This window comes from Gordonia sp. LUNF6 (genome assembly GCF_047041125.1).
Lineage (GTDB): Bacteria > Actinomycetota > Actinomycetes > Mycobacteriales > Mycobacteriaceae > Gordonia > Gordonia sihwensis.
On sequence record NZ_CP178181.1, the window covers coordinates 1,369,169 to 1,390,083 of the forward strand.

The window sequence follows — 20,915 nt, forward strand, 5'->3', positions numbered from 1 at the left end:
GTCGGGCGTCTGTCGTTTAACGCCCACCGTCGTTTAACGCCACCGTCGGTTAACGCCCGCTGTCGTTCGACGCCGCCGTCTGGCGCGGCGCGGCACGCCGGAGTGTCTGGGTGGAGCCTCCTAGGACGAAAGAGAATCATCAGGTGAGTACGCAGGAACCGTCCGCGATCGACGACATCCTCGCCGAGCACGCCGGACTCCAGACTCAGTTGTCCGACCCGTCGTTGCACGACGACCCGGCCAACGCGCGCCGCGTGGGCAAACGGTTCGCCGAACTCGCACCCGTGATGACCACCTACACCAAGCTCACGGCCGCGCGCGACGACCTCGAGGCGGCCAGGGAACTCGCCGAGGCAGATCCGGGATTCGCCGAGGAGATCCCGGCGCTCGAGTCGACCGTCGCCGAGTTGGACGCCGCGCTGACCGACCTGCTGGCGCCCCGCGATCCACACGATTCCGACGACGTCGTGCTCGAGGTCAAGTCGGGAGCGGGTGGCGAGGAGTCGGCGCTGTTCGCCTCCGACCTCGTCCGCATGTACCTGAAGTACTGCGAGAAGCGCGGCTGGAAGGCGACGGTCCTGGGCGTCACCGAGTCCGATCTCGGCGGCTACAAGGAGGCCACCGTGTCGATCAAGGCGCGGGAGACGCTCCGCGACGGTGTGTGGTCGCGGCTGAAGTTCGAGGGCGGTGTCCACCGGGTTCAGCGGGTTCCGGTCACCGAGTCCCAAGGCCGGATCCACACATCGGCCGCCGGGGTGCTGATCTACCCGGAGCCCGACGAGGTGGAGGAGATCCACATCGACGAGTCCGACCTCCGGATCGACGTCTACCGCAGTTCCGGGAAGGGCGGTCAGGGCGTCAACACCACCGACTCGGCGGTCCGCATCACGCACCTGCCGACGAACATCGTCGTGACCTGTCAGAACGAGCGCTCGCAGTTGCAGAACAAGGCCCGTGCCATGCAGGTGCTCGCGGCGCGGCTCAAGGCCCTGGCGGAGGAGGAGGCCGAGGCCGAGGCCGCCGCCGGCCGGCAGGCGCAGATCCGGACCGTGGACCGTTCGGAGCGGATCCGCACATACAACTTCCCGGAGAACCGCATCACCGACCACCGGATCGGCTACAAGGCCAACAACCTCGACTCGGTGCTCGACGGTGAGATGGACGCGCTGCTCGACGCGCTCGTCGACGCCGACAAGCAGGCACGCCTGCAGCAGTGACGGCACCCGAAGGCGGTTCGGCCGACGCTCTGCGCCGGTGGGCGGCGGTGCGGCTGGCCGAGGCCGGGATCGACTCGGCCGGTGCCGAGGCCGCCGAACTGGTGGCGCAGATGCTCGGGGTGGATCCCGGACGGCTGCTTCTCGTCGATGAGGTGCCTGCCGAGATGCGCAGTCGCGTCGTTGCCGCCGTGGAGCAACGCTGCTCGCGGGTTCCTTTGCAGCACATCACTTCTCGCGCATTCTTCGCGGGCCTGGAGTTGACGGTGGGACCGGGAGTCTTCATTCCGCGGCCGGAGACCGAGTTGCTAGCGGAGTGCGCACTGGCCCGCATCGCCGAACTCCGCGAGAGTGCGGGCGACCCGATCCGCGTGGTCGACCTGTGCTCCGGGAGCGGCGCGCTGGCCCTGGCGATCTCCGCCGGCGCACCCGACGCGACGGTGACGGCCGTCGAGCGCTCGGAGCGGGCGCTGTCGTATCTGCGACGCAACCTCGAGGCGACCGGACTCACGGAACGGGTCGCCGTGGTGCGGGCCGACGTCACCGATGTCGCGGCGGTCGCGCCCCTGCTGGCTTCGGCGCACGTCGTCGTGAGCAACCCGCCGTACGTTCCGTCCGGCGCCGAGGTCTCACCGGAGGTGGCGCACGATCCGCCCGAGGCGGTCTTCTCCGGCGACTGCGGAATGGACCTGATCGATCAACTGGCGCCGATCCTCGCCTCGGCTCTGCGAGTGGGCGCGTTTGTGGCCGTCGAGCACGACGACACGACCGCCGATCTGGTGCGCGACGCGCTGACGGCGACCGGCGGATTCGCCGCCGTCCGCACCCATGACGACCTCGCCGGGCGACCCCGGTTCGTGACCGCTGTACGAGCAGCCGTCGGTGACCCTGCGCGATCGGGGGCCGACGGCGTGGAAGGATGGAATACGTGAGCGCGGTGTTCGATTGCAGTGATCCAGACGAGCGGGAAGCCGGAATCCGGGCGGCGGTGGGAGCCGTGCGCGCCGGGCGGCTCATCGTGATGCCGACCGACACGGTCTACGGACTCGGGTGCGACGCATTCGACAGCGAAGCGGTCGCGTCGCTGCTGGCGGCGAAGGGCCGCGGGCGGGACATGCCGGTACCGGTCCTGGTGGGCTCGTGGCACACCGTGGACGGTCTCGTCAGGTCGGTGTCGCCGCAGGCCCGAGAGCTGGTGCAGGCCTTCTGGCCGGGCGGTTTGAGCCTGGTGGTGGAGCAGGCCCCGTCTCTCGCCTGGGATCTCGGCGACACCTCGGGCAGCGTGATGATCCGCATGCCACTGCATCCGGTCGCGATCGAGCTGCTGCGGGAGATCGGGCCGATGGCCGTCTCCAGCGCCAATATCTCCGGCCATCCGCCGGCGGTGCAGGTGCACCAGGCCCGCGAGCAGCTGCAGGAGAAGGTGTCGGTCTATCTCGACGGCGGTCCGGCCGACCATGCCGTCGCCTCGACGATCGTCGACCTCACCGGCCCGGACCCTCGCATTCTGCGTGAGGGCGCGATCACCGCCGAGGACATCGCCGAAGTGCTCGACGTGGACGCGGATGAGCTCCGGGGACGGCCGTGACCGATCCGCTGGCGAGTGATCCGGAGATCGCCGAACTGCTTCGGCGCGAGGAGACGCGCCGGCGCGGCAGCCTGCAGATGGTGGCCGCGGAGTCGACGGCCACCCCCGCGGTGCGGGCCGCGGTCGGATCGATTCTGGCGGACAAGTACGCCGAGGGCTATCCCGGCCACCGGTACCACGGCGGAGCGGAGGTGGTCGACGAGGTCGAGCAGCTCGCGATCAGCCGCGCGCACACGCTGTTCGGCGCCGATTACGTCAACGTCCAGCCGCTGTCGTGGGCGCTCGCGAACTTCGCGGTGTACGCCGCGTTCTCGCAGCCGGGCGATCAGGTGCTCTCCCTGAACCTCAAGCACGGCGGCCACCAGTCACACGGCTCGCGCGCGAACCTGTCGGGACGCTGGTTCAGTGTCCTGAACTACGAGGTCCGCCGCGACACCGAGCGGATCGACTACGACCAGATCCGGGATCTGGCCCTGATCCACCGGCCGCGGATTCTCGTCGCGGGCGGTACGTCCTACTCCCGGTCGTGGGACTTCGCGGCGATGCGCACCATCGCCGACGAGGCCGACTGCATCCTCTGGGTCGACGCGGCGCATCTGGCCGGTCTCGCCGTCGGCGGGGTGCTCGACTCGCCCGTGCCGTACGCCGACGTGGTGACGGTCGCCACCAACAAGGTGATGCGCGGACCGCGCGGCGGACTGCTGCTCGCCAGGTCCGAACACGAGGACTCGCTCTCGCGGGCGGTGTACCCGTTCATGCAGGGTGCTCCGGCGATGCACTCGATCGCGGCCAAGGCGGTGGCGTTCGGCGAGTGCCTGCGCCCGGAGTACGCGGCCTATGCCCGCGACGTGGCAGACGACGCCGCCACCCTGGCCACCGAACTGGGCGCCCGCGGGCTGCGCACCGTCTCGGGCGGCACCGACACGCATCTGGCGGTGATCGAGGTCTCGTCGCTCGGCATCACCGGACGGGAAGCGGCCAAGCGGCTGGCGGCCTGCCGGATCATCGTCGACAAGGCGGTCACCCCGTTCGACGAGGCGCCGGTCTCCGAGGGCTCGGCCATCCGCTTCGGCACGGCCGTACTCGCCGCCGACGGACTGCGGCCCGCGGACATGCCGCAGATCGCCGACCTCATGCTCGACGCCATGCGGACCGATCCGTCCGACGAGGCCCGCCGCGCGGCGATCACCGCCGCCGTGGCGGCCGTGGGGGAGGGGTGACGGTGCTCGAATACGCGCTGGAGTCGTCCGGCGGCGGTGCTGGCGTGCCCTTGCGCGAACTCGCGCTCGTCGGCCTCACCGCCGCGGGGATCACGTACTTCCTGACCTCGCTGGTGCGGGTCTGTGCGGTCCGCTTCGGCGCCGTCGCCGTTCCCCGGCAGCGTGACGTCCATGTGATCCCGACGCCGCGGCTCGGCGGTGTCGGAATGTACATCGGCATCGTCTGCGCGATCGGCCTGGCCGCACAGTTGCCCGCTTTGAACCGCGGATTCTCGTACACCCACGACATGCTGGCCGTCATCACCGCGGGACTGGTGATCGTGCTCGTCGGCGTGATCGACGACCGCTGGGGCCTGGATGCGCTGACCAAATTCGTCGGACAGCTCACCGCCGCCGGCGTCCTGGTCATCATGGGCGTCAGCTGGTACCTGCTCTACGTGCCGTTCGCCGACATCGGCACGGTGGTCCTCGATCCGCTCCAGGCCGGCCTGCTCACCGTCGCCATCACGGTCACCACGATCAACGCGATCAATTTCGTCGACGGACTCGACGGCCTCGCGGCCGGACTCGGGCTCATCGCCGCCAGTGCGATCTGCCTGTTCTCCCTCGGACTCCTCCACGACCAGGGCGGCGACGTGAGTTACTACCCGCCGGCCCTGATCACCGTGGCTCTCGCCGGCGCGTGCCTGGGCTTTCTGCCGCACAACTTCTCGCCGGCGCGGATCTTCATGGGCGACTCGGGCGCCATGCTGATCGGACTCATGCTCGCCGCCGCGTCGACGAGCGCCTCGGGCCGCGTCGCCCGCAGCGCATACGGCCCCGCGGATATGTTCACCCTGCTCTCGCCGCTGATCCTGGTGGCGGCGGTGATGTTCATTCCGATGCTCGACATGATCATGGCGGTGATCCGGCGGACGCGCGCCGGAGTGGGCTTCTACACGCCGGACAAGATGCACCTTCACCACCGGTTGCTCGAACTCGGACATTCGCAGCGACGCGTGGCGCTGCTGATCTACCTGTGGGTCGGCGTGCTGGCCTTCTCCGTGGCGGCGGGCAGCCTGCTGCCTCTCGAGGTGGTGATGCCGCTGTTCTTCGGTGGTCTGGTCATCGCGCTGGCGGCGACCTTCGCTCCGCGGTTGAGCCGCCGGTTCGCCCGATAGCGGGGCGGCTGGCTAACCTGGTCTCTCGTGTCGACCAATGACGAGAACGAATCACCCGAACCGGCCGCGAGCGGCATCGACTCGGGGGCGCTGGACGAGGCCACCGATCCCACCGCGCCGCTGCGGGCCGGCCTCAGGTACGGCCTCTACGGACTCGGGGCGCTGCTCGTCGCGGGCCTGCTGATCTGGTGGCCCTGGAAGGGCACTCCGGGGTTGTGGGGCGTACTGGTGGGCGCAGCGATCGGCGGCGGCTTCATCCTCATCACGGTGTTGACCATCCTGCTCACCGCGAAGGCGTCACCGAGCGTGGTGATGGGGGCCCTCATGGGTGGATACCTCGTCAAGGTGGTGATCGTGATCGCTGTGACCGCGCTTCTGAAGGATATGACCTTCTACAGCAAAGGCGCGCTGGTCAGCATGCTGATCGGCGCGATCGTTCTGGTTCTGGGCAGCGAACTGTGGGGAGTGTTGACCACCCGGCAGACCTATGTGGGTCCGGACGCCGACTCGGAGGTCTGAATGTGACGAGTATCACGAAGGGTCGCCTGACCAGCTACTACGGCTGATAGTAGAACGATTGCATCGGGACGATATGCAGATATTGTCGCCCCGGATTGGTCGCTGACCATCCTGACTTGCTAGTCTGCTCACCGCGGGTCGATGCGGCAATGTGCAGTTCAATGCACTGCGGCACCTCGCACACTGAACGATGGAACCCGCCGGCTGAGAAGTTGTGCGGGCCCGAGAACGGGAGAGAACGCTGAGCGCCACCCTCGCAGCCGAGTTCCACGCACCGTCCCTGGATGACTTCTACCCCCCGATGCTGTTCGGAGAAGACACCTGGTGGGGAATGGACCGGCTCATGCTGATCCGAGTCGTCGTGGCGGTGCTCGTCGCGGCGTTTTTCGCGCTCGCTCTGCGCAGCCCCAAGATCGTCCCGAGTGGTCTTCAGAACGTCGGTGAGAGCTTCATCGACTGGGTGCGCATCAACATCGCCGAGGAGATCCTCGGCAAGCAGAACGGCCGCAAGTTCCTGCCGATCATCGCCTCGATCTTCTTCGCGACGATCTTCCTGAACTTGACCTCGATCATCCCGTTCCTGAACATCTCCACCAACGCACGCATCGGCATGCCGCTGGTGATGGCGGCGGTCGCCTACATCACCTACTGCTGGGTGGGCATCGCCAAGTTCGGCTTCTTCGGCTTCATCCGATCCTCGATCGTGCTCCCCGGTGTGCCGCTGCCGATCCACTTCCTGCTGGTTCCGATCGAGTTCGTCTCGACCTTCATTCTGCGGCCGTTCACGCTGACCGTCCGACTCATGGCCAACATGCTGTCCGGCCACATCATGCTCGCGCTGTTCTTCGCCGCGACGCAGTTCTTCATCATCGACAAGAGCGGCATCTGGAGCGTCGCCGGACTGGGCTCGCTCGTCGCCGCCGTCGGCTTCACCTTCTTCGAACTTCTGGTCATCGCGCTGCAGGCGTACATCTTCGCTCTGCTGACCGCGGTCTACATCGACCAGTCGATCCACGCAGACGCGCACTGACACGACTCGTCCTGACCAACTGAATACTTCGGGCCGGCACGAGCGCCGGACCGAAACAGACTGACTCGCTCGCCCGACCGGGTGGGGAGCCACCAAGAAAGGGAATCGCAAAGATGAGCTACATCGCCCAGACTCTGGCCGACGAAACCATCACGGGTAAGGGCTTCGGCGCGATCGGCTACGGCCTCGCTGCCATCGGCCCCGGTATCGGCGTCGGCATCGTGGCCGGCAAGGCCATCGAGGGTATCGCCCGTCAGCCCGAGCTGGCCGGTCAGATCCGCACCACCATGTTCCTCGGTATCGCACTCTCTGAGGCTCTGGCGCTGATCGGTATCGTCGCCGGCTTCATCTTCTGATACGAGACCACGACATGATCAACACCAGTCTGATTCTCGCCGAAGAGAGCGAGAGCCATAACCCGCTCCTTCCCGAGTGGTACGACATCACCTGGTCGCTGGTCGCCTTCGCCGTCGTCCTCTTCGTCTTCTGGAAGTTCGTCATCCCGCGGTACCGCAAGGTGCTCGACGAGCGTCACGACACGATCGAGGGCGGTATCGCCCGCGCCGAGGCGGCTCAGGCCGAAGCGGCTCAGCAGCTGGCGGCCTACCGCGAGCAGCTCGCAGGCGCTCGTGAAGAGGCTGCGGCGATCCGCGACGAGGCACGCACCCAGGGTGCGCAGATCGTCTCGGACATGAAGGCTCAGGCAACCACCGAGAGCGAGCGGATCATCGCCAACGGCGCGGCTCAGCTCGACGCCCAGCGTCAGCAGGTCGTCTCCGAACTGCGCGGTGACCTCGGCAAGCTGTCGGTCGATCTGGCCGAGAAGCTGGTCGGTGCGTCCCTGTCGGACGACGTCAAGCAGGCCGGAACCGTCGACCGGTTCCTCGCCGAGCTGGACGGCGTGTCGAACGAGACCGCCAAGTAATCCGATGGATACACCGATGGTGCGGGTCGGCGAGGGGGTCGGAGAGATCTCCGTCCCTCGCTCCGCCGCATCCGAGGCAAGCCGACACCCAGGCGGGGTCCGCCTAGACAAGGAATGTAGCTAGATGTACGCAGCGTCAAGCCGCGAAGCCCTCGAAGGGGCCCGCGTTGAGCTGGAAACCGTCCTTCGTGGAACCTCCGCATCGTCCGACACCGATGCGGTGACTGTCGGCGAGGAACTGCTGTCGGTGTCCGACGCCGTCAGTGGTGACCGCTCGCTGCGCATCGCGCTGGCCGACTCGAGCACTGCGCCCGACACCCGGGCGGCAGTGGCCGACAAGGTCCTGACCGGCAAGGTCTCTGACGCCACCCGTTCCATCGTCTCCTCGACGGCGGCGCGGGCGTGGTCAAGCGATGCCGACCTCGTCGAAGGCCTCCGCCGGCTGGGCCGAGAGGCTCTGCTGCTGGCTGCCAAGGACGCGGGCAAGTCCGATGCCGTCGAAGACGAGCTGTTCCGCCTCGCACGCGTGATCAAGGGCGACACGGCTCTGGAGCAGGCACTGTCCGATCGTGCACGCAGCACCGCCGATCGCACCGCGTTGCTGCGCAAGCTGATCGACGGCAAGGTGGACACCATCACCGAGCGGCTGGCGGTGAACGCGGTCGCGACCACCGAGGAGCTCCCCGGCGACGCGGTCGACGAACTGTCGCAGCTCGCCGCGGCGAGCAACGGCCGCAAGGTCGCCTACGTCACCAGCGCGGGCGAGCTGTCGAGCGATCAGCGCAACGCGCTCGCGGCCAAGCTCACCGAGATCTACTCGGCACCCGTCACCCTGCACGTCGACATCGATCCCGAGCTTCTCGGCGGCGTCGTGGTGCGTGTCGGTGACGAACGCATCGACGGCAGCATCTCGGGCAAGATCGCGACGCTGCGTCGCGGCCTGCGGTAACACCATCGCACGTCACCACAATCGATTCCCAAGACCAAGAACCAGAAAGCCAGGAAGAGCAGGAACATGGCGGAGTTGACCATCTCCTCCGATGAAATTCGGAGCGCGATCGCAAGTTACACCGAAGACGTGGGCAACCAGGCCTCGCGAGAAGAGATCGGCACCGTCACCGACACCGGCGACGGCATCGCTCACGTCAGCGGCCTTCCGGGTGCCATGGCCAACGAGCTGCTGGAGTTTCCCGGCGGCATCCGCGGCGTCGCACTGAACCTCGACCTGGACGAGGTCGGCGCCGTCATCCTCGGTGACTCGGAGAACATCGAAGAGGGCCAGGAAGTCAAGCGCACCGGCAACGTCCTGTCGGTCCCGGTCGGCGACAAGTTCCTCGGCCGAGTCATCGACCCGCTGGGCTCGCCGATCGACGGACTGGGCGCCATCGAGTCCGAGGGCGACCGCGTCCTCGAACTGCAGGCAGCCACCGTCCTCGAGCGTCAGCCGGTCGAGGAGTCCCTCGCCACCGGTATCAAGGCCGTCGACGCGATGACCGCGATCGGCCGCGGCCAGCGTCAGCTGGTCATCGGCGACCGCAAGACCGGCAAGACCGCGCTCTGCATCGACGCCATCCTGAACCAGAAGGCCAACTGGGCCACCGGTGATCCGGAGAAGCAGGTTCGCTGCATCTACGTCGCCATCGGTCAGAAGGGCTCGACCATCGCGGGCGTCAAGACCGCCCTCGAAGAGGCGGGCGCGATGGAGTACACCACCATCGTCGCCGCTCCGGCGTCCGACTCGGCCGGCTTCAAGTGGCTCGCACCGTACACCGGCTCGGCCCTCGGCCAGCACTGGATGTACCAGGGCAAGCACGTCCTGATCGTGTTCGACGACCTGTCGAAGCAGGCTGAGGCCTACCGTGCGATCTCGCTGCTGCTGCGCCGCCCGCCGGGCCGCGAGGCGTACCCCGGTGACGTGTTCTACCTGCACTCCCGCCTGCTGGAGCGTTGCGCCAAGCTGTCCGACGAGCTCGGCGGCGGATCGATGACCGGCCTGCCGATCATCGAGACCAAGGCCAACGACGTCTCGGCGTTCATTCCGACCAACGTCATCTCGATCACCGACGGTCAGGTCTTCCTCGAGTCGGACCTGTTCAACAAGGGCGTCCGCCCGGCGATCAACGTCGGTATCTCGGTCTCCCGTGTCGGTGGCGCCGCGCAGACCAAGGGCCTGAAGGACGTCTCCGGCTCGCTGCGTCTGGAACTCGCGCAGTTCCGTGAGCTGGAGGCCTTCTCGGCCTTCGCCTCGGACCTGGACGCCGCGTCGAAGGCACAGCTCGAGCGCGGTGCCCGCTGGGTGGAACTGCTCAAGCAGGATCAGTACAGCCCGGTCGCCGTCGAGGACCAGATCGTCTCGCTGTACCTCTGCGGCGAGGGCTTCATGGACTCGGTGCCGGTGGCCGACATCCGTCGCTTCGAGGCCGAGCTCCTCGGCGATCTGCGGCACACCGCCTCCGGCGTGTACAGCAACATCGCCGGCGGCAAGAAGCTCACCGACGAGGACAAGGCCGCGCTCGCGACCGCCACGAACAACTTCAAGGCCGGCTTCATCGCCTCTGACGGCAGCCGTGTCGTCGAGGTCGAGGCCGACCCGCTGGCGCCCGAGGACGTCGAGTCCGAGACGATCCGAGTGACGAAGAAGCTGAAGTAACATGGCAACCATTCGGGAGCTGCGCTCACGGATCAAGTCGATTCAATCGACGAAGAAGATCACGAAGGCGCAGGAGCTGATCGCGACCTCGCGGATCACCAAGGCTCAGGCACGGGTGGCTGCCGCCCGTCCCTACGCCCAGGAGATCACCCGGGTCGTCACGACGCTGGCGAACGCCTCCACGTCCCTGGACAGCCCGCTGCTGGTCGATCGGGAGAACCCGCGCCGCGCCGCGGTCCTGGTCGTCACCAGCGACAGCGGTCAGTGCGGCGGGTACAACTCGAACGTGCTGAAGGAGACCGAGGAACTCCTCTCGTTGCTCCGCAGCGAGGGCAAGGAACCGGTCGTGTACGTGATGGGCCGCAAGGGCATCGGGTACTACACCTTCCGTGACCGTCCGGTGGCCGCCGGCTGGTCCGGGTTCTCCCAGCAGCCGAAGTTCTCCGACAGCGCCGACGCGGTCCACCATCTCGTGGACTCCTTCCTGGCCGGATCCGGTGAGTCGGTGGCGCTGCCCGAGGGCGGCGAGATCGAGGGCGTCGACGAACTGCACATCGTCTACACGCGTTTCGTGTCGATGCTGACGCAGAAGCCGGTGGTGCGCCGGATGGCGCCGATCGACGTCGAGTTCGAGATCGAGCAGTTGAACATGGGGGAGGACATCCTCGAGGACTCCGCCAACGCCGAGGTGAGCGCCGAGGTGGAGTTCGAGCCCGAGGCCAAGGAACTGCTCGACGCGCTGTTGCCGAAGTACGTGGCATCGCGGATCTTCGCTGCGCTGCTCGAGTCGGCGGCATCGGAGAATGCGGCACGTCGCACCGCCATGAAGGCGGCGACCGACAACGCGACCGAGCTCGAGAGGAACCTGTCCCGTCAGGCCAACGCGGCCCGTCAGGCGCAGATCACCCAGGAAATCAGCGAGATCGTCGGCGGCGTCGAAGCGCTGGCGAACTGATCGCGACACAAGACACACCTGAAGGAAAGTGAAGAACAATGACTGCAGCAGTCACTGATACGCCGGGGGCCGCGTCCGCGACAGCCGGTCGTGTCGCCCGGGTGATCGGCCCCGTCGTCGATGTCGAGTTCCCGCGCGGCGCCATTCCCGCCCTGTTCAACGCCCTGCACGCGGAGGTCACCCTTCCGGCGGTCGCGAAGACCCTGACGCTCGAGGTCGCTCAGCACCTCGGCGACAACGTCGTCCGCACCGTCTCGATGCAGCCCACCGACGGCCTCGTCCGCGGTGCGGCCGTCGTCGACACCGGCAAGCCGATCTCGGTTCCCGTCGGTGACGTCGTCAAGGGCCACGTCTTCAACGCGCTGGGCGACTGCCTGGATGCGCCGGGCACCGGTCGCGACGGCGAGCAGTGGGGTATCCACCGCAAGCCGCCGGCCTTCGATCAGCTCGAGGGCAAGACCGAGATCCTCGAGACCGGCATCAAGGTCATCGACCTGCTGACCCCGTACGTCAAGGGCGGCAAGATCGGTCTGTTCGGTGGCGCCGGTGTCGGCAAGACCGTTCTGATCCAGGAGATGATCACCCGTATCGCTCGCGAGTTCTCGGGCACCTCGGTGTTCGCGGGCGTCGGCGAGCGTACGCGTGAGGGCACCGACCTCCACCTCGAGATGGAGGAGATGGGCGTTCTTCAGGACACCGCGCTGGTGTTCGGCCAGATGGACGAGCCGCCGGGCACGCGTATGCGCGTCGCTCTCTCGGCCCTGACCATGGCCGAGTACTTCCGCGACGTGCAGCACCAGGACGTGCTGCTGTTCATCGACAACATCTTCCGTTTCACCCAGGCCGGTTCCGAGGTCTCGACCCTGCTCGGCCGTATGCCTTCGGCTGTGGGTTACCAGCCCACGCTGGCCGACGAGATGGGCGAGCTGCAGGAGCGCATCACCTCGACCAAGGGCCGTTCGATCACCTCGCTGCAGGCGATCTACGTCCCCGCGGACGACTACACCGACCCCGCGCCGGCGACCACGTTCGCGCACCTCGACGCCACCACCGAGCTCTCGCGCCCGATCTCGCAGCTGGGTATCTACCCGGCCGTGGATCCGCTGACCTCGACCTCGCGAATCCTCGAGGCCTCGATCGTGGGCGACGAGCACTTCCGCGTCGCCAACGAGGTCAAGCGCATCCTGCAGAAGTACAAGGAGCTGCAGGACATCATCGCGATCCTCGGTATGGACGAGCTCTCGGAAGAGGACAAGGTCACGGTCGCGCGCGCCCGTCGCCTGCAGAAGTTCCTCGGCCAGAACTTCCTGGTCGCCGAGAAGTTCACCGGCCAGAAGGGTTCGGTCGTCCCGCTGTCGGACACCATCGAGGCCTTCGACCGCGTGTGCAAGGGCGAGTTCGATCACCTGCCCGAGCAGGCCTTCAACAGCTGCGGCGGGCTCGACGACGTCGAGGCTGCAGCCAAGAAGATCGCCGGAAAGTAGTCGCTGCTCATGGCTGACAAGACTTTCCGACTCGAGGTCGTCTCGCCGGACTCGGAACTGTACTCCGGCGACGCGACGTTCCTCGTGGCTCAGACCACCGTCGGCGAACTCGGCATTCTCGCGAGCCACGCTCCGATGCTGGCTGAGCTCGCTCCCGGCGGCTGCGTCGTCGTGACCGAGTCCGGTGGAAACCGGACCGCGTTCGCGGTGCAGGGCGGATTCCTGTCGGTGACCGGCGAGTCGGTCACCGTGCTCGCCGAGCACGCGCAGTTCGCCTCCGACATCGATGTCGCCGCCGAGCGCTCGGTGCTGGAGTCGGCCGACGAGGGCAGCGCGGAGTTCCTCCGGGCCAAGTCCCGGGTCCGCGCCGCGGAAGCCGTGGGCTGACCGGGAGACTGCGACATTGCGCGCAGCAGATGTGATTTAGACGACGACAGCCGTCCTGCTCTGCAGGGCGGCTGTCGTCGTCTCAGGAAGGGCTCATCCGCGGTCGTGTATACCTGCATGTGAGGAGGTTGATGCGGTGCCGATGTGGGTATGGGTGATCGTCGGCGTCGTCGTGGCCGGCCTGTTCGTGGCCGCAGGCGTCGTCTACCGGCTGATCGAGGTCCGGCGCGCCGGGACTCCGGTGCTGCTGCGGTCGCTGCCCGCCGACGCCGATCAGGGCTGGCGGCACGGGTCGGTGCAGTACGGCGACGACGCCCTCGCGTACTACCGCCTCAGTTCCCTGCGTCCGGGCCCCACCGTCAGCCTCTCGCGCCGCCGGATCGAGATCGTGGGACGCCGAGCCCCGGTCGGCACCGAACTGGAGATCATGGACGCCGACTTCGCCATCGTCGAGCTGTCGATAGGGCGCTCCGGTGCCGGTGGCCGCTACGAAATCGGCATGAGCCCGGCGGTCTCCACGGCCTTCCAGTCGTGGATCGAGGCGCGTGCCCCGAAGCGGTCCAAGCGGCGTCGTCCGGCCGCCTGATACCGGGCGCGCCCCGCTCCTCACCGCTTCCGGTCGCCTCCCGGAACCCACTTGACGTCGCCGACCCCGGCGCGCACGTTGCTGACCCGTGCCAGGATGAAGAGCAGGTCGGAGAGCCGGTTGAGGTACTTGGCCGGAAGCACGGACGAATCGTCGGGATGTTCGGCGATCGCCGCCCAGGCGGAGCGCTCGGCTCGCCTGGTCACCACCCGCGCCTGGTGCAGAAGCGCCGACAGCCCGGTACCGCCGGGGAGGATGAACGAGTCCAGGGGAGCGAGCTCGGCGCCGAAGGAGTCGCACCAGGCTTCGAGCGCGTCGATGTACTCCGGTTCGATCCGCAGCGGCGGATACTTCGGATCGTCGACGACCGGGGTGGAGAGATCGGCCCCGGCGTCGAAGAGGTCGTTCTGGACCGTGGTCAGGACCTCCGCGATATCGGGCGGGACGTCCGCGGCGAGCGTGAGAGCGGCTCCGATGGCCGCGTTGGCCTCATCGCAGTCGGCGTACGCGACCACTCGGGAGTCGGTCTTCGGGACTCGTGAGAAGTCGGAGAGACCGGTGGTCCCGTCGTCGCCGGTGCGGGTGTAGATGCGCGTGAGATGGACTGCCATGTCTGTCAACCTACGCGTCCGGCGATAAGCTGTGTGCGTGAGTGATCGCTACTTGGTTACTGGTGGGGCACGGCTGGCGGGAGAGGTGACGGTTGGGGGAGCCAAGAACAGCGTTCTGAAGCTCATGGCGGCGGCACTGCTCGCGGAGGGCCGCACAGTTCTGACCAATGCGCCCGAGATCGCCGACGTCCCGCTGATGGCGGACGTGCTGCGCGGACTCGGCGCCGAGGTGATGATCGACGGCGACGTGGTGGTGATCGACGTGCCCGCCGAGCCCGAGTACCACGCGGACTTCGACGCGGTGAAGCAGTTCCGCGCCTCGGTCTGTGTGCTGGGCCCGCTGATGGCCCGGCGACGCCGGGCGGTGGTGGCCCTGCCGGGCGGTGACGCCATCGGTTCCCGGCCGCTCGACATGCACCAGGCCGGACTGCGCGCGCTGGGGGCACAGAGTGCGATCGAGCACGGCTGCGTGGTCGCCGAGGCCGAGGAACTCACCGGTGCGGCGGTCGCGCTGGAGTTCCCCTCGGTGGGAGCCACCGAGAACATCCTGATGGCGGCCGTGCTCGCCGAGGGCGTCACGACCATCGACAACGCCGCTCGCGAACCGGAGATCGTCGACCTCTGTGAGATGTTGATCCAGATGGGCGCCCGAATCGACGGCGTCGGCTCGCCCACGCTCACTGTCACCGGCGTGCGGTCGCTGAGCCCGACCCGCCACCACGTGGTCGGCGACCGGATCGTCGCCGGAACCTGGGGAGTGGCTGCGGCGATGACCCGCGGCGACATCCGGGTGCGCGGCGTGGACCCTGATCATCTCCGACTCGTGTTGAAGAAGCTCGAAGACGCGGGGTCCACGGTGGAGCGGTTCGACGACGGTTTCCGCGTGGTGCAGGCAGGCCGGCCGGTGGCGGTGAACACCGCGACGCTGCCGTATCCGGGCTACCCGACCGACATGCAGCCGATGGCGATCGGGCTGGCGGCCGTCTCCGAGGGCATGTCGATGATCACCGAGAACGTCTTCGAGGCGCGCTTCCGGTTCGTCGAGGAGATGGTGCGGCTCGGCGCCGACGCCCGCACCGACGGGCACCACGCGGTGATCCGCGGTGTCGAGACGCTTTCGAGCGCGCCGGTGTGGTCGTCCGACATCCGTGCCGGCGTCGGTCTGGTGCTGGCGGGTCTGGTCGCCGACGGCGTCACCGAGGTGCACGACGTGGAGCACATCGACCGCGGGTACCCGAACTTCGAAGAGCAGCTGAGCGCGCTCGGCGGCAAGATCGAGCGCGTCTCCGGCTGAACGCCCTTCGTCGTTCGCCCTCCTTCAACGCAGAACCTGTCCGAACGGCCAGGTGCGTCTCCCATCCGCTCGGGCTGATCCTCTCGGCGCCGGGTCAGGGCCCCTTGTCGCCATGATGTGACGGGGAACACGCTGGTGGGGACCGTTTCGGCAACGGGGTGCACCGCATCCCCGACAGAAGGAGTTGACCAGCCCATGGCAATCGAGCTGAATCAGATCTGGGACTTCCCGATCAAGGAGTTCCACCCGTTCCCGAAGGCGAAGCTCGGCGTCGGCGCGCACGACATGCTCGGTGTCGAAGCCAAGGAACTCGGCATGACCCGCGTGCTGTTGATGACGACCGGCCTGCGCGGTTCCGGGATCATCGAGGAGCTGACCGGGAAGATCGAGTACCAGGGCGTCGACGTGGTCCTGTTCGACGAGGTGCAGTCGAACCCGAAGGACACCAACGCGATGGACGCCGCGGCTCGCTACCAGTCGGAGAAGTGCGACGGGATCATCTCGGTCGGCGGCGGCTCGAGCCACGATGCGGCGAAGGGCGCGCGAATGGTGATCGCGCACGACGGCCGCAACATCAACGAGTTCGAAGGCTTCTCCAAGGCCACCAATAAGGAGAACCCGAAGCACATCGCGGTCTCGACCACCGCGGGCACGGGTTCGGAGACGTCGTGGGCGTACGTCATCACCGACACCTCCGACATGGACAAGCCGCACAAGTGGGTGGCCTTCGACGACACCTGCCTGGTGGATCTGGCGATGGACGATCCGTTGCTCTACTACTCGTGCCCGCAGGAGTTCACCGCGTACTGCGGTTTCGACGTCCTCGCACACGCCAGTGAGCCGTACGTCTCGCGACTGGACTTCGCGCCCTCGCTGGGGAACGCCAAGTACTCGATCGAGCTGATCGCGAAACACCTGCCCACCGCCGTCTACGACCCCCACAACCTGGAGGCACGGACCGGCATGATGCACGCCCAGTACATCGCGGCCCAGGCGTTCAACTCGGGCGGTCTCGGCCAGATCCACTCGATGTCGCATGCGGTCAGCGCGTACTTCGACCTGCATCACGGACTGAACAACGCGATCGCGTTGCCGCGCGTGTGGGAGTACAACCTGCCGGCGCGGTACGAGCGATTCGCCGAGATCGCTCCGCTGATGGGCGTCGACACCCGCAACATGACGACGGTGCAGGCGGCCGACGCCGCGGTCGAGGCCGCGATCCGGCTGTCGAAGGACCTCGGCATTCCCGACAACTTCGGCTCGGTGCACCCCGACACCTACCAGAAGAACCGGATGAACACGGGCAAGTACGAAGGCCGCGGCTCGTCGATCGACACCTCCGACGAGATGATCCGCACCATCTCCGAGCACATGATGGAGGACTGGTGCACGCCGGCCAATCCGCGCGAATGCACGGTCGAGTCGCAGATTCCGATGATCCGCCACGCGATGACCGGAAGCTACTGATCGCGACGGTCGAGCAGGACGAGGAGATACGTGCCGTGATGGAGACGACGAAGACGAGGAAGCCTGTGCCTGCCGAACCGCGGGACGGCGAACCGATCGCGCAGTTCGAGACGGTCGACGACCTGACCGCGTCGCTGGAGGCGCAGGGTTATCTGATCGAGCCGGACCTCGCGGTGGTGCTGCACCTCGCGACCCTGCTCGACCGTCCGTTGCTGCTGGAGGGCCCGGCCGGCGTCGGGAAGACGGAGCTGGCGAAGGCCCTCGCCGCGGCGTCGGGCCGGGAACTCATCAGGCTCCAGTGCTACGAGGGCCTCGACGACGCGCGGGCGCTGTACGAGTGGGACTACGCACGCCAACTGCTGCACGTGCAGATGCTCCGTGACCGCATCAGCGACGAACTGGCGGCCCACGAGACGCTCTCGGCCGCGTCGTCGGCGCTCGCGCGAACCGACGTCGGCGTGTACACCGAGGACTTCCTGGTGCCGCGTCCGCTCCTCGCGGCCATCATGTCCACGGCGCCGACGGTGCTCTTGGTCGACGAGATCGACCGCACGGACGAGGCGATGGAGGCGGTGATGCTGGAGGTGCTCGCCGAACGCCAGGTGACCGTTCCCGAACTCGGCACCTTCGTCGCGCGGTCGGCGCCGTGGGTGATCCTCACCTCCAACGACACCCGGGAGCTCTCGCCCGCGCTCAAGCGGCGGTGTCTGCACTTCCAGGTGTCGTACCCGACGGCCGAGCGGGAGCAGCGCATCGTGGCGGTGCGGGCGCCCGGGGTGCCCGAGGCGGTGGTCGCCGACGTCGTCGATCTGGCGCGCCGGCTCCGCGAACTCCCGCTCCGCAAGAGTCCGTCGATCGCCGAGGTGATCGACGCGGCGCGGGCCGCGGCACTCCTGGGTGATCGGCGAGCCGGTGACGGCGACCCGGCGTTGATGTCGTTGCTGGTGAAGTTCGGCACCGACCTCGACCAGGTGCGACGGCTCCTCGCGTCCGATCTCGGATCGGGTGCGAAGGCCGGATCGGGGACGGCGGGTTCGGGCGTGACGGGTTCGGGGACCGCCACCGCCTTCGGTGCCGGCCGGGCCCGGTCCGGTGCCGGAGCGCGGCGATGACCGTGCTCGACGGTCTCGCCGTGGCCTTCGGCCACACGCTGCGAGCCCACGGCCTCCCGGCGTCGCCCGCGGAGGTGATCGAGATCCGGCGTGTGATGGACATCGTCGGAGCGGCCGATCTCGATCGCCTCCGGACGGGGCTCCGGTGCGCCAGCGTGAAGTACTCGCACGAGCAGCCGATGTTCGAGCGTGCGTTCGCGACCTACTTCGGTCTCGGCCGGCCCGAGGAGACGGCCGCCGATCGGCCGAAGGTGCGGACCGTCGTCAACGATCTGCCCGACGACGTCGCCTGGGACGAGGACTTCACCGGCGCCGGACGGATGATCGGTGCCGACGAGCACACCGAGGAGATCGGCGATCTGATGATCGACGATCCCGATGCCGCCGAACGGACGGGCGAGAGCTCGCACCGCGAGGACGACGATTTCTCCGTCTCGTCCGGCACCGAGGAACTGCAGGTCGCGACCGAATCGGACAACGTGAGCAGCGGTGCGACGTACACGATCGATGTCGACCACGCCGCTGCCGCGGACGTCGGAGAACTGGTCGCGAGCACCGCGCGCGTCCAGGGCGGCGCGCTGTCGCTGGCCGACGCGGCCAGTCTGCTGCGCGCGCTCGGCGCGGGTGACGGCCGGACGGCGTACGAGCAGGACGGTCCGTGCGACCAGGTCGCCGGGCTCGGCGCCGAACGGCGCGAGGCGCTGGAGGAAGCCCTCGCGCGGTTCGTCGACGCACTGTCGGAGCGGATCGAGACGGTGGCGGCCGATCCGGCCGGGACTGCCGTCGAACACCGCGACCAGGCCGATCTCGATCGGGCCTGTCATCGGCTGGTCCAGCGGATGCGAGGAGCTCCGAGACGGGTTCCCCGACTCGCCGACACCGGCCGTCTGGACATGCGAGCCACCATGCGCGCGGCGATCGCGACCGACGGGATTCCCGTCGACCTGTGGCGACGCCGGACCGTGCCCGGGCCGGTGCGACTGTTGGTGATCGTGGACGTCTCCCTATCGGTGCGCCCGGTCGCCGGCTTCATCCTGCGGCTCGCTCAGACCCTGCACCGCTTCGGCGATCGATGCGAGGTGATGGCCTTCGTCGACGATCCGGTGCTTGTGACGCCGGCTCTGCGGGCCGCCGACACCGACGACGCTCTGGCGGCAGTCCTGGCCGCCGACGGTCTCGACCTCGCCGCGACGAGCGACTACGGACGCACCTGGGCCGCCGTGCTCGACCGCTTCGGCGACCTGCTCTCCCGGCGGACCAGCGTGCTGGTGGTCGGGGACGGACGGAGCAACGCCTTCGATCCCCGGGTGGACCTCTTCGCCGAGATCGCGCGCCGCGCTTACCGAGTGGCATGGCTGACGCCGGAACCCTCCCGATACTGGAACCAAACCGGTTGTGCGCTAGGCGATTACGCCGAACACTGTGCCGGTGTCGTGAGCGCGCGCGACGGTGAAGAGATCCTCACCCGGTGCGATGAACTCGGCGCGGCGCTGCGCTGAGCGGGGTAGCGTCACCGGCGAACAGGAGGTGATCGGTGAACGGTGACCGGGCGCCGCGGCGCGCCACCACCAGCGTCGCGAAGTTTCACACGCCGGAGATCGTGCTCGGCCCCGGATCGTTCCCGGAGGCCGCCGTGGCCGTCGCCGGGCTCGGGGTCCGCCGACCGCTGGTGGTCTCCGACCGCCGCCTGGAGGCCGCGCCCTGGTACGGCGCACTGCTCGACGACCTCCGTGCCCAGGGTCTGAGTCCGGCGTCGTATCTGGACGTGACGCCGAACCCTCGGGCGGGCGAGGTGGCCGACGGCTTCGCCGCGTATCGCGCACACGGTGCCGACGGCCTCATCGCCCTCGGAGGGGGATCGGTGATCGACACGGCCAAGGGCGTCGCCGTGCTCGCGTCGAACGGCGGGGTGATCCTCGAGTACGAGGGCATCGACCGTGCGGTGCGGCCGCTGCCGCCGCTGGTCGCAGTGCCGACCACAGCCGGCAGCGGGGCCGACGTCTCTCAGTTCTGCATCATCAACGATCCCGAGCGGCGGACCAAGGTCACCATCATCGGGCGCACGTTGGTGCCGAATGTGACGGTGATCGATCCGACGCTGCTCACCACCGCACCGCCGGAAGTGACCGCGCAGGCGGGGATGGACACGCTCACCCATTGCGTCGAGGCGTACGTGTCCCTGGCTCACGGTAGGCTCACGGACTCGCTCGCGCTCGAGTCGCTCAGCGGAGTGTGGAATAACCTGGAACGGCTGGTCGACGACCCGCGCGACGCCGGAGCCGGCGAGGAGATGGCGCTGGCGTCGCTGCGGGCCGGTATGGCGTTCACCAACGCGATCCTCGGCGCCGCCCACGCTATGAGCCACCCGGTCGGCGGATACTGCGACGCCCCGCACGGCACCATCAATTCCGTCCTGTTGCCGCACGTCATCCGCTACAACGCCGTGGTGTGCGCGGACGACTTCGTGCAACTCGCCGACGCCGTCGGGCTGGCGACGTCGGGAGACCCGCGGGCCGTGGCCGACCGGCTGGCCGACGCCGTCGCACGGCTCGCGGCGCGGGTCGGCATGCCCGACACGTTGTCGCCCCTCGGCGTGCGGTCCGGTGACCTGGATCTGCTCACCTCGCACGCTCTGGCGGATTCGTGCATGATCACCAACCCGCGGCGGCCGGAGGAGGCCGCGATCCTCGACCTGTACCGGCAGGCGATGTGA

Annotated in this window: 21 protein-coding genes; 20 read left to right on the forward strand and 1 reads right to left on the reverse strand. The window is 68.1% G+C overall.

The genetic code is table 11. From position 1 onward, the window contains the following. Nucleotides 1-143 precede the first annotated feature (143 nt). From prfA to ACK8HH_RS06475, 15 genes are all read left to right on the forward strand, one after another. The gene (gene prfA / locus ACK8HH_RS06405) at nt 144-1,217 is read left to right on the forward strand and encodes a peptide chain release factor 1 (RefSeq protein WP_006896410.1); all 1,074 of its coding nucleotides are present in this window, start codon (nt 144-146) and stop codon (nt 1,215-1,217) included. Next, nucleotides 1,214-2,146: a peptide chain release factor N(5)-glutamine methyltransferase gene (gene prmC / locus ACK8HH_RS06410; protein WP_006896409.1), complete on the forward strand. Its 933-nt coding sequence runs from the start codon at nt 1,214-1,216 to the stop codon at nt 2,144-2,146. The genes prfA and prmC overlap by 4 nt, the downstream gene beginning before the upstream one ends. After that, nucleotides 2,143-2,802 carry an L-threonylcarbamoyladenylate synthase gene (locus ACK8HH_RS06415; RefSeq protein WP_039867458.1) on the forward strand — a complete coding sequence of 220 codons (660 nt, stop codon included), beginning with the start codon at nt 2,143-2,145 and terminating at the stop codon, nt 2,800-2,802. Before prmC ends, ACK8HH_RS06415 begins: the two co-directional genes overlap by 4 nt. Further along, on the forward strand, nt 2,799-4,022 hold the full coding sequence (gene glyA, locus ACK8HH_RS06420; protein WP_006896407.1) for a serine hydroxymethyltransferase: 1,224 nt from the start codon (nt 2,799-2,801) through the stop codon (nt 4,020-4,022). Before ACK8HH_RS06415 ends, glyA begins: the two co-directional genes overlap by 4 nt. Nucleotides 4,023-4,024: 2 nt before the next feature. Further along, nucleotides 4,025-5,182 carry a glycosyltransferase family 4 protein gene (locus ACK8HH_RS06425; RefSeq protein ID WP_006896406.1) on the forward strand — a complete coding sequence of 386 codons (1,158 nt, stop codon included), beginning with the start codon at nt 4,025-4,027 and terminating at the stop codon, nt 5,180-5,182. A 27-nt stretch (nt 5,183-5,209) separates the two neighbouring features. Next, complete coding sequence (locus ACK8HH_RS06430; protein WP_412475636.1) at nt 5,210-5,701, forward strand: hypothetical protein; 492 nt, start codon at nt 5,210-5,212, stop codon at nt 5,699-5,701. A 301-nt stretch (nt 5,702-6,002) separates the two neighbouring features. Beyond that, a complete protein-coding gene (gene atpB / locus ACK8HH_RS06435) occupies nt 6,003-6,731 on the forward strand; it encodes a F0F1 ATP synthase subunit A (RefSeq protein WP_231875735.1) in 729 nt (242 codons plus the stop codon). 113 nt (nt 6,732-6,844) lie between these two features. Continuing rightward, nucleotides 6,845-7,087, forward strand: coding sequence for an ATP synthase F0 subunit C (locus ACK8HH_RS06440; RefSeq protein WP_006896403.1), 243 nt, complete (start codon nt 6,845-6,847; stop codon nt 7,085-7,087). A 14-nt stretch (nt 7,088-7,101) separates the two neighbouring features. Beyond that, a complete protein-coding gene (locus tag ACK8HH_RS06445) occupies nt 7,102-7,656 on the forward strand; it encodes a F0F1 ATP synthase subunit B (protein ID WP_006896402.1) in 555 nt (184 codons plus the stop codon). Nucleotides 7,657-7,780: 124 nt separating this feature from the next. Next, nucleotides 7,781-8,605 (forward strand): F0F1 ATP synthase subunit delta, encoded by an 825-nt coding sequence (locus ACK8HH_RS06450; protein WP_006896401.1) that lies wholly within the window; start codon nt 7,781-7,783, stop codon nt 8,603-8,605. Nucleotides 8,606-8,671: 66 nt separating this feature from the next. After that, on the forward strand, nt 8,672-10,306 hold the full coding sequence (gene atpA / locus ACK8HH_RS06455) for a F0F1 ATP synthase subunit alpha (protein ID WP_006896400.1): 1,635 nt from the start codon (nt 8,672-8,674) through the stop codon (nt 10,304-10,306). A 1-nt stretch (nt 10,307) separates the two neighbouring features. Next, a complete protein-coding gene (locus ACK8HH_RS06460; protein WP_006896399.1) occupies nt 10,308-11,261 on the forward strand; it encodes a F0F1 ATP synthase subunit gamma in 954 nt (317 codons plus the stop codon). Between the two features lie 38 nt (nt 11,262-11,299). Then, entirely contained in the window at nt 11,300-12,745 is a 1,446-nt protein-coding gene (gene atpD, locus ACK8HH_RS06465; RefSeq protein ID WP_006896398.1) for a F0F1 ATP synthase subunit beta, read from the forward strand. Between the two features lie 9 nt (nt 12,746-12,754). Beyond that, nucleotides 12,755-13,132: a F0F1 ATP synthase subunit epsilon gene (locus ACK8HH_RS06470; protein ID WP_006896397.1), complete on the forward strand. Its 378-nt coding sequence runs from the start codon at nt 12,755-12,757 to the stop codon at nt 13,130-13,132. 136 nt (nt 13,133-13,268) lie between these two features. Beyond that, nucleotides 13,269-13,718 carry a DUF2550 domain-containing protein gene (locus ACK8HH_RS06475; RefSeq protein WP_006896396.1) on the forward strand — a complete coding sequence of 150 codons (450 nt, stop codon included), beginning with the start codon at nt 13,269-13,271 and terminating at the stop codon, nt 13,716-13,718. A 20-nt stretch (nt 13,719-13,738) separates the two neighbouring features. On the opposite strand, the gene ACK8HH_RS06480 is transcribed toward ACK8HH_RS06475, so the two are convergent. Continuing rightward, a complete protein-coding gene (locus tag ACK8HH_RS06480) occupies nt 13,739-14,329 on the reverse strand; it encodes a cob(I)yrinic acid a,c-diamide adenosyltransferase (RefSeq protein ID WP_006896395.1) in 591 nt (196 codons plus the stop codon). A 37-nt stretch (nt 14,330-14,366) separates the two neighbouring features. Here ACK8HH_RS06480 and murA point away from each other — a divergent pair, with 37 nt between their 5' ends. The 5 genes from murA (at nt 14,367) to ACK8HH_RS06505 (ending at nt 20,915) form a co-directional block, all read left to right on the forward strand. Further along, entirely contained in the window at nt 14,367-15,623 is a 1,257-nt protein-coding gene (gene murA / locus ACK8HH_RS06485; protein WP_006896394.1) for a UDP-N-acetylglucosamine 1-carboxyvinyltransferase, read from the forward strand. A gap of 195 nt (nt 15,624-15,818) precedes the next feature. Beyond that, nucleotides 15,819-17,090 (forward strand): NDMA-dependent methanol dehydrogenase, encoded by a 1,272-nt coding sequence (gene mdo / locus ACK8HH_RS06490; RefSeq protein WP_006896393.1) that lies wholly within the window; start codon nt 15,819-15,821, stop codon nt 17,088-17,090. Nucleotides 17,091-17,128: 38 nt separating this feature from the next. Continuing rightward, nucleotides 17,129-18,202, forward strand: a complete 1,074-nt coding sequence (locus ACK8HH_RS06495; protein WP_081598107.1) for a MadB family AAA-type ATPase — start codon at nt 17,129-17,131, stop codon at nt 18,200-18,202. Continuing rightward, a complete protein-coding gene (madC, locus tag ACK8HH_RS06500; protein WP_006896391.1) occupies nt 18,199-19,701 on the forward strand; it encodes a MadC family VWA domain-containing protein in 1,503 nt (500 codons plus the stop codon). Before ACK8HH_RS06495 ends, madC begins: the two co-directional genes overlap by 4 nt. A gap of 35 nt (nt 19,702-19,736) precedes the next feature. Then, entirely contained in the window at nt 19,737-20,915 is a 1,179-nt protein-coding gene (locus ACK8HH_RS06505) for an iron-containing alcohol dehydrogenase (protein ID WP_062367568.1), read from the forward strand.

Coding starts and splice junctions, on each gene's coding strand:
- ACK8HH_RS06445 (WP_006896402.1), top strand. CDS start 7,102: ATGATCAACACCAGTCTGATTCTCGCCGAAGAGAGCGAGAGCCATAAC.
- ACK8HH_RS06470 (WP_006896397.1), top strand. CDS start 12,755: ATGGCTGACAAGACTTTCCGACTCGAGGTCGTCTCGCCGGACTCGGAA.
- ACK8HH_RS06440 (WP_006896403.1), top strand. CDS start 6,845: ATGAGCTACATCGCCCAGACTCTGGCCGACGAAACCATCACGGGTAAG.
- mdo (WP_006896393.1), top strand. CDS start 15,819: ATGGCAATCGAGCTGAATCAGATCTGGGACTTCCCGATCAAGGAGTTC.
- ACK8HH_RS06460 (WP_006896399.1), top strand. CDS start 10,308: ATGGCAACCATTCGGGAGCTGCGCTCACGGATCAAGTCGATTCAATCG.
- atpD (WP_006896398.1), top strand. CDS start 11,300: ATGACTGCAGCAGTCACTGATACGCCGGGGGCCGCGTCCGCGACAGCC.
- atpB (WP_231875735.1), top strand. CDS start 6,003: ATGCTGTTCGGAGAAGACACCTGGTGGGGAATGGACCGGCTCATGCTG.
- atpA (WP_006896400.1), top strand. CDS start 8,672: ATGGCGGAGTTGACCATCTCCTCCGATGAAATTCGGAGCGCGATCGCA.
- ACK8HH_RS06495 (WP_081598107.1), top strand. CDS start 17,129: ATGGAGACGACGAAGACGAGGAAGCCTGTGCCTGCCGAACCGCGGGAC.
- ACK8HH_RS06480 (WP_006896395.1), bottom strand. CDS start 14,329: ATGGCAGTCCATCTCACGCGCATCTACACCCGCACCGGCGACGACGGG.
- madC (WP_006896391.1), top strand. CDS start 18,199: ATGACCGTGCTCGACGGTCTCGCCGTGGCCTTCGGCCACACGCTGCGA.
- ACK8HH_RS06450 (WP_006896401.1), top strand. CDS start 7,781: ATGTACGCAGCGTCAAGCCGCGAAGCCCTCGAAGGGGCCCGCGTTGAG.